This window comes from Paenibacillus sp. FSL F4-0097 (assembly GCF_038593125.1).
GTDB lineage: Bacteria > Bacillota > Bacilli > Paenibacillales > Paenibacillaceae > Paenibacillus_AQ > Paenibacillus_AQ odorifer.
Map to the genome: position 1 here is coordinate 6,066,051 of NZ_CP151965.1, position 15,320 is coordinate 6,081,370.

Sequence of the window (15,320 nt, forward strand, 5' to 3'; positions counted from 1 at the left end):
ACAAACTCCCTTAAGTGTTGGTTCCATGAGAAATTCTACTCCTATTTTCATTATTCTTCAATCCTGTCCCCACCAAGAAGATTTTAGAAACCGGATAAAATATAAAAAACCGCTTCCTTCTCAGAATCTTGATCTCTGAGTAGAAAGCGGTTTTTATGGAATTCAGCGTAGCCTCACAAGGGTAGCGCAGTTCGTCTTATCCTTTGCTTGCACCTGCGGTCAGGCCATCCACCAAGAAACGCTGTAGGAAAATGAACAGCAGCGTGACTGGGAGAGCGACCAATACCGCTCCGGCAGCGAACAACGTAAACTCGGTTGAGTTACTTTGGTTCACCATCCGGTAAAGCCCAACGGCGAGCGTTCTTGTATCCTCCGTGCGCAATACAAGGTCGGCGAATATAAAATCCACAAAGCAGCCGTTGAAAATCATAAGGCTGGCATAGGTGAGCATCGGCTTAGATAACGGGATCATGATAGAAAGAAATACTTTCATATGACTCGCCCCATCCATTCGCGCAGCATCTTCCAAGCTTTTAGGAATCGTATCAAAAAAACCTTTAGCCACAAAAACATTCGTGATAATAGCGCCGCTGCTGTATACGAGCACAAGTGCCCAATGAGAATTCAGTAGCCCAAGTGTGTTCAGCAGCACGTAAACTGCAATCATAGCCATAAATCCCGGAAACATCTGCAGAACTAGGAGCGCGGTTAGTGTAGTTTTTCTGCCCGTAAATCGATAACGAGAAATGGCGTACGAAGTCAGCAGCAGCAAAAAGGTGCCGAGCAGCGTAGACAACGCCGCAATCTTTAGCGTATTCATGAACCATAACAAATATTTAGTTTGCTCAAACAGTTCCTTGTAATGAACAAAGGTAAAATTCTTAGGAATCAATGAGTCACTGAACAAACTGTTTCCTATTTTGAACGAAGACATAATAATCCAGAAGGCTGGGAAAAGACTAATAAAACTGAGCACAATCAGCAATAAATGGCTTCCAAACGTTTTTAACGCTTCCGTCAGTCTTAGCTTCATGCAATCATATCCTCCTCTTTAAAGGACCGCGTCCGCCGGTAGCTCCAGATGGAGAATGTCGCGACCATCAGGAAGATGACAATCCCGATGACAGAAGCAAAGCTATACTGCGACTGGTTCAGCGCCAGTTTATAAAGCCAAGTCACCAGCAAGTCAGTGTGGCCCGCGTACTGGTAGTTGGGATTAACCGGTTCTCCGTTAGTCATTAGATAAATGACATTAAAGCTGTTAATATTGCCGGCAAACTGCATAATCAGGATAGGTGCGGTTGCGAACAATACCATGGGCAGCGTAATCATGCGGAATTTATAAAATGACCCAGCACCGTCTACTTCTGCCGCTTCATACATATCCCTCGGAATTGTTGTCAGCACCCCGAAGGCCAGAATCATGGTCACCGGAATACCGATCCACATATTAGCCAGAATTACAGTGACCTTAGCCCAGAAAGGATTGGTTAGCCAGGCCACCCCCTCCAATCCCAAGGCTCTTAAATAACTATTGATCGGTCCAAATTGATTATTGAACATATTGCGCATGACGAGCAGAGAAATCATATTGGGAATAGCGAACGGAACGATCAGAAGTGTGCGCCAAAGCTTTTTGCAGCGGACACGGGGCTGGTGAATAAGTACTGCAATGAGCACACCTCCAATGTAAGTCGTCGCAGTAGCAATAACCGCCCAGATCAAGGTCCAAGTCAGCACTCCACCGAAGGTGGAACTCCAGACATCCAGACTAAGCATTTTATTAAAATTACCGAAACCCACCCAGTCTACCAGATGTGCTGGCGGTAAAATCGGGTCGGCATAGTTCGTAAACGCCAGTAGCACCGAAAAAACAAGTGGTAATATCGTCAGAAAAACCACAGCCACAAAGGGAATCGCGAGGACAAGATAGGCAAAATTCCTCCGCCCCATAGCTCTGAGCGATTCAGCGAATGAATGAATAGGCTCTTTCCGGTCCCGTGCAGCTCCAACTAGGAATGCATCTCTGATGTTCAGTAAATGAAAAGCTGTATAAAAGAGCAGCGCCAGCAATGCCATTAGACCATTGATCATCATAAAAATGGAGTGGTCGCCTTCCACCATCCGGGTTAATTTGCCTACCTTGACCATACGGCTTGGAAATTCCCCAAGCGTAATTAAGCCATGCAAATGTCCCATCAGATCATTAGCAATATAGTAAATTCCAGCAGACCCCACCAGCAGGAATACCAATCCTTTCAGCCACTGCCGGTTGTAGAACTGGCCCAGTCCCGGAATAATAGCCGAGAGTAACGCTGCGCCTGTTTTTTTCCTCATGGTTAAATCACCTGCCCTTTACTTCGACTCCAGATCGGCCTGAATCGTGGTTACAGTCTTATCCAGCGTCTGTTTAACATCAAGATTCGAGTCGTTCCACAGGGACACAAACGCTGCTTTTAGGGGTTCCCAGACGGATTTGATTTCTGAAACGGAAGGCATTGGAACGGAATTTTGGAATTGCTCGAAGAATCCGCCAATAATAGGGTCATCTTTGATTTCCGGCGCTTCTCCAGCCTCTATACTCGCAGGAATCGCTCCCGTCATCTCAAAGTTCTTAAGCTGGTTCTCCTTGTTGCTTGCAAAATGTGCGAACAAACGGCCTGCGACCGGATATTCCGTATATGAGTTAACATAATACGATTTGACACCGGAGAAAGAAAGACTGTCTTGACCGTCAGGTCCCTTTGGAAGAGGAGCCACACCCAGGTTAACATTTTCCTTAAACGCCGCTATGGACCATGGCCCATCGATATTCATCGCCAGCTTACCTTCTTGGAATAATTGGGTTTTCACGTCATAAGTGATATCTCCTGCATTCAAAGGCAGAATTTTTTTGAGGCTCTGCAGAAACGTAAATCCTTTGATAGTGCCCTCATTGTTCAATCCAATATCCTTGAAATTCGTATTGTTGTCTCCGTAAATATATCCGCCGAAGCTGCCAATAAACGGATAGCTGTAATATCCGACGAATTCCCACATGATTGCGAATTTGTTTTCCTTCGGATTGTTGTACGTATCTGCAAAAGCAATCACATCATCCCACGTTTTAGGAGCGTCAGGAATCAGGTCCTTGTTGTAGAACAGCGCATAGGTTTCCACCGATTTAGGATAACCGTAAAGAATGCCATCATAAGACGATGCCTGAACGGCTGTTGCCACCATCGTTGATTTGGTTTCTTCCTCAAAAACATCGTTTGGCAAAAGCAGCCCTGCTTTTACGGCTTGCCCGATCTGGTCATGGGGCAGAGTCAACACATCTGCAGCAAGTTTAGACGGACCATCCGTCGCCAGTCTTGCGCCTTGATCGCCACCCGCCATTTCCTCAACCGTGACGGGAACACCATATTCTTTTTCGAAATCAGCAGCTACCTGCTTCATGTATTCAAGCTGCTCCTTGGCTTCCCAGACCATAAGTTTGGCCCCTGCTTCTGGCTTCATTTCCTCATCAGTGGTTTTCTCTTCGGTATTTGTCTCATTTGTGGTTCCCCCCGGCTCGTTCACTGCGGAATTCGGACTCGAATTCGGCTTTGATGCGGAGTTCCCATTGCCAGAACCGCATGCGGTGACCGTCAAAGTTAACAGCAGGCATAGGACTAAACTAAATGTTACCGCTTGCATTTTGGAACGTTTACTCTTCTTCATTTGCTCATCTCCCCTTCGATCATGAGTGATTAAACCTAACCCGCATTGAAAAAAAGCATATAAAAAAAGGTACAACCTCATTTGCACAAAGTGCCGAGGTTGTACCTTTGCAGGTAACAGTGCCTTTAATTTGAATGCGTGTTATGAAAAATCAAGTTCGTTCGCCCTCATTCTATAATATCCATAATTTTGATTGCAATCAGGGTATAAGTCCAAACAAGACGGTTTAACAAAGTTTATCTTATCTTTTCTCTTATTTTCTCTTTATTCCTACCACATACTAAATATTCCATATTGTAAATTATTGTGAAATAACCTCTTGCTTTGCTCTTGAGGGTTATGGTAAGATGCAGACAAATTTAAAGGCAATGAAACCGCCAAGGGTTCAACCTCTGAAAATCATGAGGTTGGCCCTTTTTTGCGTTTACATGCCCGAAGGGATGGAAAATGAGTATGATTCAACCGGAAGCCGTTTATCACCGTATGGGACAAAATTGGTCATATGCCTACGATGAGTCTACACTTCATATTCGCCTAAGAACTAAGCGGGACAACGTATCACAGATCGACCTTTTCTGTGGAGATAAATTTGGCTGGGACAAAACGCATGAGGTCATTCCAATGCAGCGCCTCGCTTCTGACGGCTTGTTCGATTACTGGCAAGCCTCCGTCCGTCCTGTTTACCGCAGACTCGCGTATTACTTTGCGCTTTATAACAAAGACGAAGTCCTTTATTTTTTGGAAAAAGGATTTTATCCAGAGCCACCTGCTGTTGTATATGAGGGTCTGTTCGACTTTCCATTTTTGAATCGTGAAGATGTGCACTCCCCTCCATCTTGGGTGAAAGATGCAGTATTTTATCAAATATTCCCGGAGCGTTTCGCGAATGGTGATCCCACCAACGATCCGACAGATGTACTCGAATGGGGCGGCACACCGAGTCCTCGGAATTTCTTCGGAGGAGACTTGCAGGGTGTACTAGATCATTTGGATTATCTCTGTGAATTGGGCATCAATGCTATATATTTTAATCCTCTATTTGCGGCAACCACCAATCATAAATACGATACAGAAGATTATTACTTGGTCGATCCTCATTTTGGCACCAACACATTGCTGAAAGAGTTTGTGGACTCCTGTCATTCCAAAGGCATCCGTGTCATCCTGGACGGTGTCTTTAATCATTGCGGCCATACCTTCCCGCCGTTTGTTGATCTGCTCGCGAACGGGCAATCTTCGCGTTATGCCGATTGGTTCCATGTACGCGAGTGGCCGCCACAGGTCATCGACGGAATTCCCACCTATGACACATTTGCATTCGAGCCTATCATGCCTAAATTCAACACTGAGAATCCTGAAGTCATAGAATATCTACTGAATGCAGGCCGCTATTGGATCGAGGAAATCGGTATAGACGGCTGGCGGCTTGATGTCGCAAATGAAGTCTCACATTCGTTCTGGCGGCAATTCCGCAGTACGATCAAAAGCGTTAATCCAGAGGCCTATCTCGTAGGAGAAATCATGCATGATTCCTTGCCGTGGCTGCTTGGCGATCAGTTTGACGCCGTTATGAATTACCCGCTAACGAATATTCAAATTAATTTTTTCGCCCACGGACAGATCAATGCTGCACAATTCTCTCAGTCGGTTGCTACTATGCTAGCGAATTATCCGCAACAAATTACGGAAGCCGCCTTTAATCTGCTAGACAGCCATGATACAGTTCGTTTCCTGACACTTTGTGGCGGTGACATCAGGAAGTTAAAGCTGGCCGTTTTGTTCCAGATGACCTTTCAGGGAGCACCCTGTATTTATTATGGCGATGAAATCGGCATGGATGGCGGATACGACCCGGACAACCGAAAATGCATGGAGTGGGACTCCCAGAAACAGAATCAAGAATTGCTCGAATACTATCGCTGGACGATCAGCCTTCGTAAATCTCATCCCGCATTCCGGAGCAGTGGATTTAAAGCGCTGGAGATTCCGGGTTATCCAAAGCTGCTTGTATATGAGCGGTGGGACAAACAAAGCCGATTCATAATCGTATTGAATAATGAAGATGTTATGGCCGATGTCATCATTCCTGTAACCGGGGCAGACATGATATGGGTAAACCTAAAGACGCAGAAGCGGACTGAATCCTCCACATCCCAGCTGTATCTGAATCTGCCTGAATTCGGCTATGCGGTACTCCAAGCCGTTAATGATTAATCCGTAACATTCTAAATTCAATCGTAGAAGGATGGAGACATATGCTGCATATCACAGCCTGTCTTCGCCCTTCTTTTTGCGCATAAACAAATGTTGATAAAGTCTCAAAAACGCGGTTTATATGACCTAAAGCCATTTAGGTTACCGTATCCTCCCTTAACCTCCCGTAATCTCCCCCTTGCTCTTCAACTGTTTCAGCCCATACGCCAAAGTTTATATACGAAGTAAGATAAATTATAAGGAGTGATTGGTGATGAGTAACGTAGAACATGAAGTAGAGAACGGAAGCAGCTTATTAAAAGGTATCTTTATCGGTAGCTTAATTGGTGCCGCAGCAGCCTTGCTATTTGCACCAAAGCCTGGCCGTGAAATGCGCAGTGATCTGTCAGATAAACTTTCTCTAGCTACAGACAAGACCAAAGAAGTTGCTGGTGCCGTAACTGACAAAACCAAAGCTATTGCGACAACAGTTGGCGAAAAAGCAACCGATTTGGCTAGTACGGTATCAGATAAAGCCTCTGATATCTATACCACTGTCAGTGACAGCAAACAACAGATTGCCGCCACTCTTCAAGAGGCTGGAAGTAAAATTGGTGACACTGTAAGTGAAGCCTCAAGCAATGTAAGCTCGGATGTTAAAGACGCCTCTAAAGACGTAGCTGATGAAGCCAAAGCATCCTCTAAAGAGGTTGCCAATCAGGCTAAGGATGCGAAAGAGGATGTAAAATCCTCCTATAAATCCAATTACTAATCTGCGGCATCATACAGCTATCACTTTAACAAACAACAGCCAGCTGACCGCAGCTGGCTGTTGTTTAGTTATACCTTTATTCACATCAGCAGATACAACTAGACATTCAATTAATGCCCGTTAGGGCTATAGAAAGCAGGGATGGCGCATGGCAGATTCAAATAACCAAACAAAACCTTATGAAATTGATGAACATCCTTTCGAGTTGCGACATGAAGTGAAACGCTTAAACAGTCGTCTTGATAAGATCGCTCACTCACTGGAAAAATCAGAATTCAAGGACATTCTCGACAACTATTCAGATCCGAAAAAAAGAATCATCACAAACCTGATGGCCGGTATATCTCGGGGACTTGGACTATCTCTCGGAACATTTGTAGTCCTTGGTTTATTAGGCTACATTCTTAGTCTTTTTCTTAATGTTCCAGTAATCGGAGAGTATCTTGGCGAAATTAAAAAATACATTGATGCTAATAGCTAACCGCAAGACTATCGATCTATTCCCCAACTATCGACCGCTTCCCCCGCTTGTCCGTCTAATCCTCTAGGTTGGACGGACAAGCGGGGGAATAAGTCTACAACAGTATACAAATAAAGGACATGCGGGTCTCCAGTCAGCGGAGAGAGGCATGTCCTTATCGTCGAAAATGTATACTACCCATACAGGAACTCAATAGGAAGAGTTGGCCATAATCTGCTTTAACTTCTCAGTGGCCCGCTTCTGTATGCGTGAAACGCTCATCTGTGATACCCCCAGCTTCTGGGCGATCGCCCGCTGGGATTGTCCATCTTGGAACGCTAACAGCAGCACCTGCTGCTCCTGTTCCTTCAATTGACCTAGTGCTTGTTGCAAATCCATACGTTTCTCTACGGTCTCGTAATCATTTGCGTCAGAGCTGATCAGCTCGCCTAGTGTAGCTCCTGTCTCCTCTTGAGAAAGGGGCGAGTCTAGGGAGACGTAATGATAACATTCTCTGCCCGCCAGTACTTCTACAGTTTCTTCAACAGACAAATCAAGATAATGAGCAATCTCATCCACCGCAGGCGAACGTTCCAGCTTCACTGTTAGTTCGTCAATCGCGTGTTGAACAAGTGCTCCCTTTTCTTTAATCCGTCTAGGTACCTGTATGTACCAAGATTTATCACGTAGGAAATTCTTCATATGTCCAATCATGCTTTTCATCGCATAGGGCTCAAAAGGGATTCCAAGGCTAATATCATATTGCTGTAATAACCGGATGAGCGCCATTTGCCCGACCTGATATAAATCCTCATACAAGTCGGGGCGGTTGCGAGAAATTTTTCCAGCAGCCATTTTTACCATAGGCTCATATTTCTGTATCAGTACTGTTGCGCGTTCATTATCCTTAGTCTGCTGATATTCCCAAATTTGGGTGACTGCTTCATTCATGGACTCGGGGGGAGTCACCTTATCACTCATACCTTTTCCTCGCTAAAGTTAAGGTGCTTCTTCAAAGTTACTACCGTCCCTCTTCCGGCCTCACTTACGACGCTCACGTCATCCATCAACGCTTGCATTAAGTAGAACCCTAAACCGCCGACCTGAACGTCACTTAACTCTTTATCATGCAGTGTCATACGCTCACTGGACGAGTCTTCCAAACCGTCAAAGCTCTCCCCCTCGTCTTTGACTGTAATGGATAAGGCACTTTCACCCACCTCAAAGATTACATCAACCATTCCGTCTTGTTGTCCATAGGCGTACAATACTGAATTGTTACACGCCTCTGATACAGCTACCTTCATATCTTCAATATCTTCGTAGGTGAAGCCCATTTTTGAAGCAATACCATATAAATTTAACCTAACAATATCCACATACTCTGCGCTAGCCGGCAGCTGAAGAATTACTTTTTGCACATCATCACTCATTCTTTGTTCTATCCTTTCCTAGTGGGAATTCTCTTGGGAGGCAAAAAACTTGGTAATACCAGTCATGTCAAACAGCTTCTGAATTTGGGGAGGAACATCCTCAACCATAAACTTAACGTCCATACCTTGTCTTGACTTCAGGATCGAAAGTAGAATGCCAATACCCGTGCTATCGATGTATTTTAATTCTTTAAGATTTATTACTAAATCATGCTTCGTATCACCTACAAGCGGCTCCATTACCAAACGGAAATCGGAAGCAACGGATAGATCAAGTTCACCATTCAGGAAAACCGTACATACATTTTCTTTTGTCTCTGTCTTAGCGTGAAACTTATTACTTTTATGCGTGTTCATAGACGATCTCTCCTGATAAATATTTTCTATATTAATAACCTCATAGTCCTACCTTTGAAACAAATAACATTAAAATATAAACTAGTAAATCTTGGGTTACGCCTGAAAAATAGATGTATCTGGTTCAACCATCCGATTATCGCTGCTAGAATACCGAGAGATAATCTGCTTAATACTGCTCATCTTAAGTGGCTTGCTGATATAGTCATCCATTCCTGAGGCTTTACAGCGATTCTGAATGCCATCCATGACATTCGCAGTCATTGCAATAATAATAGTCTTCTCAGCCGCCGGACCGCCTTCTCGACGGATTTGGGCGGTTGCCTCCAGGCCATCCATTACTGGCATTTGGAGATCCATAAAGATAAAATCATAGGGCTGCTTAAGCGCCATTTGCACAGCCTGTTTCCCGTCCTCAGCCATATCAGCTTCATAGCCGAGCTTATCTAGCATGCTAACCATCAAACGCTGATTGATAGGATGGTCATCTACAACAAGAATTCGGCTTCTGCTCTCCTGATTAAGAAGAAGATGAGGCGATTCCTCTTCTTGATAACCTCCTGTCAAATCTTCTCCAGGTACGGATGCTTGAATCGTAAAAATAAAGGTAGCTCCTTTTTGCTCCATGGATTCTACCCGTATTTCTCCGCCCATCATGCCTACAAGGGATTTACATATGGCTAAACCAAGCCCTGTCCCCCCGTATTTCCGTGTCATTGAAGAATCCAGCTGTGAGAACGGTTGGAATAATCGGTCACATTTCTCTGGAGAAATACCAATCCCTGTATCCATGATCGTGAACTCGACTTCTACCTTGTGCCCAGATGTTTCTTTGATGGAAGCGACTAAATAGACACCGCCCTGATTCGTAAATTTAACTGCGTTAGCAATCAGATTAATTAATACTTGGCGTAGACGAGCCATATCTCCATATAAAAGTCTAGGTAACTTCTGATCGATAAAATAAGCGAGCTCCAGGTTCTTTTTTCCCGCTTCCACCGAAAAGAGGCTGAACACCTCTTGAATACATGTGCGAAGTTCGAACAGCTGCTCTTCGATTTCCATTTTACCGGATTCCATTTTGGTGAAATCAAGAATATCGTTTATAACCGTAATCAACGTGTCTGCACTTTTCCGAATGATCTCGGAATACTCCTTCTGCTCAGGAGCAAGGTCAGTCTCCATTAATAAATCAATCATACCCACTACGCCATTCATTGGTGTACGAATCTCATGACTCATCATAGCCAGAAATTCCGACTTCGCTTTGGAGGCGATCTCCGCCTCTTCCTTAGCCTTTACGAGCTCACTATTTATGATTTCCAGCTCTTTCGTCTTTTGCTGCAGCAGCATGGTCTGAGTCTGATGTTTTTTGCTCGTAATATACATCTCGACAAAACCTTGTATCTTAGACTTCAGAATTTGTGGAATGAAGGGTTTAACCATATAATCAATAGCCCCTGCAGAATAGCCCGCGAATAAATGCTCCGCTTCCTTACTATTCGCAGAGATAAAGATAATCGGAATTTCCTTTGTTTTTTCTCTGGCTTTAATCAACTTTGCGGTCTCGATCCCATCCATACCTGGCATCTGCACGTCCAGTACGATGACAGCAAAATCATACCTTAACAAACACCGCAGCGCTTCTTCGCCGGAGGTGGCTTTGACTAGCTCATAATGCTGGCTTTCAAGTACCGCCTCCAGCGCCAGCAGATTTTCAGGACGGTCATCTACTAGTAGTATATGAATTGGTTCTTGAAACCCCATAGGACCACCCTCCTTCATGCGTTATTTTATGTTACGGTATATTTTTTCTACTCTGTCCAAAGACTCATAACAATCGCTGTACTTCGTAAAGTGAATGGATTCTTTAGAGCCTAGAACAAGTATTCCAAAACGACTTAAACTTTCATGAAACAAGCCGTGAACATGATCACGCAGCTCATCATTGAAATAGATCATCACATTGCGGCAGAAAATAACATTAAACTCATTAAAAGAAGTATCTGTAGCTAAGTTATGCTCAGCGAATATAATGTTTTTGCGTAAATATGGCTGTAAAATAACCGAGTTATACTTCGCTGTATAGTATTCAGAGAATGCCCGGGTACCTCCCGCCTCCAAATAATTCTTAGTGTATTGCTTCATTCTGCTAATATCATAGACGCCTTCCTTAGCCTGCTGTAAAGAACGCTCATTCATATCTGTGGCATAAATCCGAGCCTTATCGTAAAGCCCTTCTTCATGAAGCAGGATGGCCATAGAGTATACTTCTTCACCAGTGGAGCATCCAGCATGCCAGATACGAATATAGGGATAAGTCCTCAACAACGGAACTACCTTCTGGCGAAACGTTAAAAATAACCCCGGGTCCCTAAACATTTCGGTGACCGGAATGGAGAGACTATAGACAAATCGTTCAAAACAGGCGCGATCATGCAGCACCTTTTCTTGCAGCGCGGATATGCTGTGTACATTCTCCGCATGCACATGATGCCAGATACGCCGCTTCAAAGAAGGCAACGCATAATTCCGGAAATCATACCCATATAAACGGTGTACTCCATCAAGGAGCAGCTCGATCTCAATTTGCTCCAACTCGTCACTTCCTACCATAACGGGCTGCTCCTCATATCCGTGTTCTATCGCTTTCATTGTTATCCCGACTCCCTTATTAACACACCGTGATTCTAGTCATGTTAGTTCTTAAAAAGGTATTACCCCAAATTTGAGTTTACGAATACAACCAGACACGCATTAACGAAAGAAGTTGACCTGTTGCGATCGGTTTCTTCATATAATCAGAAGCTCCCGCTTCAATACATTTGGCGCGATCCTCTTTCATTGCTTTGGCGGTAAGCGCAATAATAGGCAGTTTCTGATATTGCGGCATTTCACGGATTCGGCGCATAGCTTCATATCCGTCCATTTCCGGCATCATCATATCCATAAGCACGAGATCAAAATCTTCTTGCTCTACCAGCATTTCCAGCGCTTCACGTCCGTTCTCCGCAAACTTCACTTCCATGTGGTATTCTTCCAGTACACTAGAGAGTGCAAAAACATTACGAATATCATCATCGACGAGCAGTATTTTCTTCCCTTCGAATAACTCTTCCTTGTTATGCAGCTTCTGCAAAATTTTACGTTTATCTTCCGGAAGATTAGCTTCTACCCGGTGCAAGAACAACGTTGTTTCATCCAGTAGTCGTTCCGGAGAACGAACATCCTTGATAATTATGGATTCAGCATACTTGCGGAGCTGTGTCTCTTCTTTGCTATCTAAATCCTTACCTGTATAAATAATAATAGGAAGATCGTTTAATTCCTCATCATCACGAATCTGATCCAGCAGTTCAAAGCCGTTCATATCCCCAAGCATAAGATCCAGAACCATACAATCATATCTCTGCTTGCGCAGCTCCATCAGTGCCTCATTGCCGGTTGATACCGCGGTAATAGCTACATCATCATGACCGATCAATTCCATAATGGAACGACGTTGAATCTCATCATCTTCTACAATCAGAAGGTACTTCACAGTGCTGGACGTATAATTCTCAATTTGTGAGAAAGCCCGCTCCAATGCTTCTCTTGAAGATGGTTTTCTTAGATACGCCATAGCTCCCATCATCAATCCTTGCTTCACTTCATCGTTCACTGAGATAACATGAACAGGAATGTGACGGGTCTGAGATGCACTTTTCAGCTCTCTAAGAATGGTCCATCCGTCCATTACAGGCAGCTGTATATCGAGAATAATCGCATCTGGCAAATAAGTTTTCGCCATCTGCAGTCCAATATCGCCTTGAAGCGCTACTAAGCCTTTAAATCTGCGACCACGAGCCATGTCTAGCAAGATTTTCGCAAAGCTTTCATCATCTTCAATAATAAGCAGGACTTTGTCATTCGCCGTCAAATTGTCACGGTCATCCTCAATTGTCAGTTGTGGAAGGGGTACGTTAACGGCTGCTGGCACTAAGGTTGGAAGCATGTCTCCAATATATTCATCATATGTTGAATCCTCTTTGGACACAGCAGCTTCTATTTCTGCAGGTTGTTTACTGTAATTTGCCTTCACCGGCAAATACAAAGTGAAGGTACTGCCTTGCCCCTCACGGGATTCGAGCACAATAGCTCCACCCATTATACGAACCAATTCACGGCTGATCGACAATCCCAGGCCCGTGCCTCCATATTTACGGCTGGTTGTTCCGTCTACTTGCTGGAAGGCTTCGAATACAATATCTGTTTTGTCAGCCGGAATACCAATGCCACTGTCCTTCACAGCAATAGCAATATATTCATTATCACTCGGCAGATTTAGTGGCAAGAGATTAGTATCTGCCGGGCTAACTGAAAACTCGATAAAACCTTCGGTTGTAAATTTAAAGGCATTAGAAAGCAGATTTCTTAAGACCTGCTTCAACCGATGACTATCGGCAATTACGCTATCTGGCAGCGGCTCGTTAAAGGCTATCCGTAAGGAGAGTCCTTTTTTGAGCGCCTGTGGAGCGAAATTCTGCTTCACAAAGCTTTTCAGCTCAGTCAGTTTAATTTCTTCATGATTCAGTTCCATTTTTCCTGCATCAACCTTGGACAGGTCTAAAATTTCATCAATCATCTTAAGCAGGTCAGCACCTGACATATAAATCGTATGGGCAAATTCAACCTGCTTCTCCGTTAAATTACCATCTTTGTTCTCGGTAAGCAGCTGGGACAAGATCAGCAGACTGTTGAGCGGCGTCCGCAATTCATGGGACATGTTCGCCATAAATTCCGATTTATACTTACTAGTCACGGATAATTGCATAGCCTGCTTCTCTAGCTGAACCTTAGCATGCTCAATTTCATCTTTTTTCTCCTCAACCTCCTGCACTTGCTCCTCTAGTGCACGAGTCTTGGCGACGAGTTCCGTATTGTAATGTTCCAGTTCCTCCTGCTGACGTTGCAGCAGTTCTTCTGAACGCTTAAGTGCGTCCGTCTGCTCTTCCAAGTTCTCATTGGAACGACGCAGTTCTTCTTGCTGAGTCTGCAGCTCTTCTGACTGACATTGCAGTTCTTCCGTAAGTGCTTGTGACTCACGCAGTAATTTCTCTACAATCAGACGACGACTAATATTATTGAAAATAATGCTTAAATTATTCGCAAGTTGTTGCAGCAAATCATTTTTCAGACTGCTAAATGGCTGGAATGAAGCGAATTCTACTACACCGAGCAGCTCGTCTTCAAAAATAAGCGGATGAATGGAAATATATCCTGGCTGTGAATCCACAAAGCCGGATTTCACGGAGATATAATCTTCAGGAGCCCGCTCCAATCTGATTGGGTGCATATCAAGCGCACTTTGTCCTACGAGTCCTTCTCCAATCACAAAACCTTCCTTTGGTTTCTTATCGCTATCTACTGCATAATAACCACTGCTTCGCAGAAAATCGGGACGGTTAGCATCCTTTAAATATACTGCCCCAAACTGGGCTCCCAGCACAGGGGTGAACTCGTTGATAAAGGTCTGTGAGACCTGATCCAATGAGCTAACTCCCCGGAGAAGTTCTGTCACCTGAGCAACATTTGCATTCAGCCAGGATTGATCATTCTGCGCCTGTGCATAGGCCTGTTCCATTTGCTGTTTCTCTTCAAGATCTAAAGCCATTTTCTTAAAGACAAGGGCAACCTCACCAATCTCATCTTTAGAAGTAACCTTGATGCGCCTTATAGCCCGAATTCTGCCGTTGCCGAAGCTGGTAATCATCATCGAAACGACGTTAAGCCCCCGCGTAATGCTTGGAATGATCCATAGAACAACTCCAAGTCCAAGTAGTAGACCCACAATCATCATCAAGATGACCATCTGAGTAGAGCTTTGATAGGCATCTTTAGCTTTTGCGCTCTCTTCATTCATAATAAAGGCATTATAATCAGAGAGACTGTTCAGAGCGTTTAATACCGCATTCTGAATCGCTTGTCCCTCTGTGTTAGAATACGTGCTGGCATTCTGGAAATAACCAGCTGATAGCAGCTTCAATATTTTTTCCTGATAATTTAGATAGATCGTATAAGAATCATCAATTTGAGTAACGATCTGCATCTCTTCAGCGCTAGTCATTGATTCTTTTATTTTGTCGTAGTGCTCATTCGCCTTAGCTATTTTTTTATCAATCTCTTTTTTTTGTGATTCTACCGTTGATGTATCAGCGCTTAACATGGTCGTCGTTAATATTCGCGCCATATCATTCACTTCTCCACGCATACCTGAAGAAGAACGCCCCTTCATATATCTATCCTGGTAACCCTCAAGCTGACCATTCATATAATCCAAACGATCGTATCCAATCATAGTAAGTGCCAGCATAATCGCCAGCATCGCACTAAAACCAATTAAGAGTTTAGCCTTTATTTTCAT

At 44.0% G+C, this 15,320-nt stretch carries 12 protein-coding genes; 3 read left to right on the forward strand and 9 right to left on the reverse strand.

Features of this window, described 5'->3' with window-relative positions; all coding sequences use genetic code 11:
* Positions 1 to 196 precede the first annotated feature (196 nt).
* From MHH86_RS27260 to MHH86_RS27270, 3 genes are read right to left on the reverse strand one after another with little or no spacing between them, the layout of a single operon-like run.
* Complete coding sequence (locus tag MHH86_RS27260) at positions 197 to 1,033, reverse strand: sugar ABC transporter permease (protein WP_076316842.1); 837 nt, start codon at positions 1,031 to 1,033, stop codon at positions 197 to 199.
* Positions 1,030 to 2,337, reverse strand: a complete 1,308-nt coding sequence (locus MHH86_RS27265) for a sugar ABC transporter permease (protein WP_076142228.1) — start codon at positions 2,335 to 2,337, stop codon at positions 1,030 to 1,032. Before MHH86_RS27265 ends, MHH86_RS27260 begins: the two co-directional genes overlap by 4 nt.
* Positions 2,338 to 2,355: 18 nt before the next feature.
* Entirely contained in the window at positions 2,356 to 3,702 is a 1,347-nt protein-coding gene (locus MHH86_RS27270; RefSeq protein ID WP_076179349.1) for a maltose ABC transporter substrate-binding protein, read from the reverse strand.
* A 453-nt stretch (positions 3,703 to 4,155) separates the two neighbouring features.
* On the opposite strand from MHH86_RS27270, the gene MHH86_RS27275 reads away from it, so the two are divergent.
* The 3 genes from MHH86_RS27275 to MHH86_RS27285 all read left to right on the forward strand — a co-directional run bounded on the left by MHH86_RS27275 (position 4,156) and on the right by MHH86_RS27285 (position 7,148).
* Positions 4,156 to 5,916, forward strand: a complete 1,761-nt coding sequence (locus MHH86_RS27275; protein ID WP_076316845.1) for a glycoside hydrolase family 13 protein — start codon at positions 4,156 to 4,158, stop codon at positions 5,914 to 5,916.
* Between the two features lie 253 nt (positions 5,917 to 6,169).
* Positions 6,170 to 6,667, forward strand: coding sequence for a YtxH domain-containing protein (locus MHH86_RS27280; RefSeq protein ID WP_038573324.1), 498 nt, complete (start codon positions 6,170 to 6,172; stop codon positions 6,665 to 6,667).
* A gap of 148 nt (positions 6,668 to 6,815) precedes the next feature.
* Positions 6,816 to 7,148, forward strand: a complete 333-nt coding sequence (locus tag MHH86_RS27285) for a DUF5665 domain-containing protein (protein WP_036680215.1) — start codon at positions 6,816 to 6,818, stop codon at positions 7,146 to 7,148.
* A gap of 189 nt (positions 7,149 to 7,337) precedes the next feature.
* On the opposite strand, the gene MHH86_RS27290 is transcribed toward MHH86_RS27285, so the two are convergent.
* The 6 genes from MHH86_RS27290 to MHH86_RS27315 form a co-directional block, all read right to left on the reverse strand.
* Positions 7,338 to 8,108: a sigma-70 family RNA polymerase sigma factor gene (locus MHH86_RS27290; protein WP_036680216.1), complete on the reverse strand. Its 771-nt coding sequence runs from the start codon at positions 8,106 to 8,108 to the stop codon at positions 7,338 to 7,340.
* On the reverse strand, positions 8,105 to 8,560 hold the full coding sequence (gene rsbW, locus MHH86_RS27295; RefSeq protein WP_036680217.1) for an anti-sigma B factor RsbW: 456 nt from the start codon (positions 8,558 to 8,560) through the stop codon (positions 8,105 to 8,107). The genes MHH86_RS27290 and rsbW overlap by 4 nt, the downstream gene beginning before the upstream one ends.
* Before the next feature lie 18 nt (positions 8,561 to 8,578).
* Positions 8,579 to 8,917 carry an STAS domain-containing protein gene (locus MHH86_RS27300; protein ID WP_036680220.1) on the reverse strand — a complete coding sequence of 113 codons (339 nt, stop codon included), beginning with the start codon at positions 8,915 to 8,917 and terminating at the stop codon, positions 8,579 to 8,581.
* A 96-nt stretch (positions 8,918 to 9,013) separates the two neighbouring features.
* Positions 9,014 to 10,684 carry a response regulator gene (locus tag MHH86_RS27305; protein ID WP_076316841.1) on the reverse strand — a complete coding sequence of 557 codons (1,671 nt, stop codon included), beginning with the start codon at positions 10,682 to 10,684 and terminating at the stop codon, positions 9,014 to 9,016.
* Positions 10,685 to 10,705: 21 nt separating this feature from the next.
* On the reverse strand, positions 10,706 to 11,572 hold the full coding sequence (locus tag MHH86_RS27310) for a protein-glutamate O-methyltransferase CheR (protein WP_051491113.1): 867 nt from the start codon (positions 11,570 to 11,572) through the stop codon (positions 10,706 to 10,708).
* A 79-nt stretch (positions 11,573 to 11,651) separates the two neighbouring features.
* The gene (locus MHH86_RS27315; protein WP_036680346.1) at positions 11,652 to 15,320 is read right to left on the reverse strand and encodes a response regulator; all 3,669 of its coding nucleotides are present in this window, start codon (positions 15,318 to 15,320) and stop codon (positions 11,652 to 11,654) included.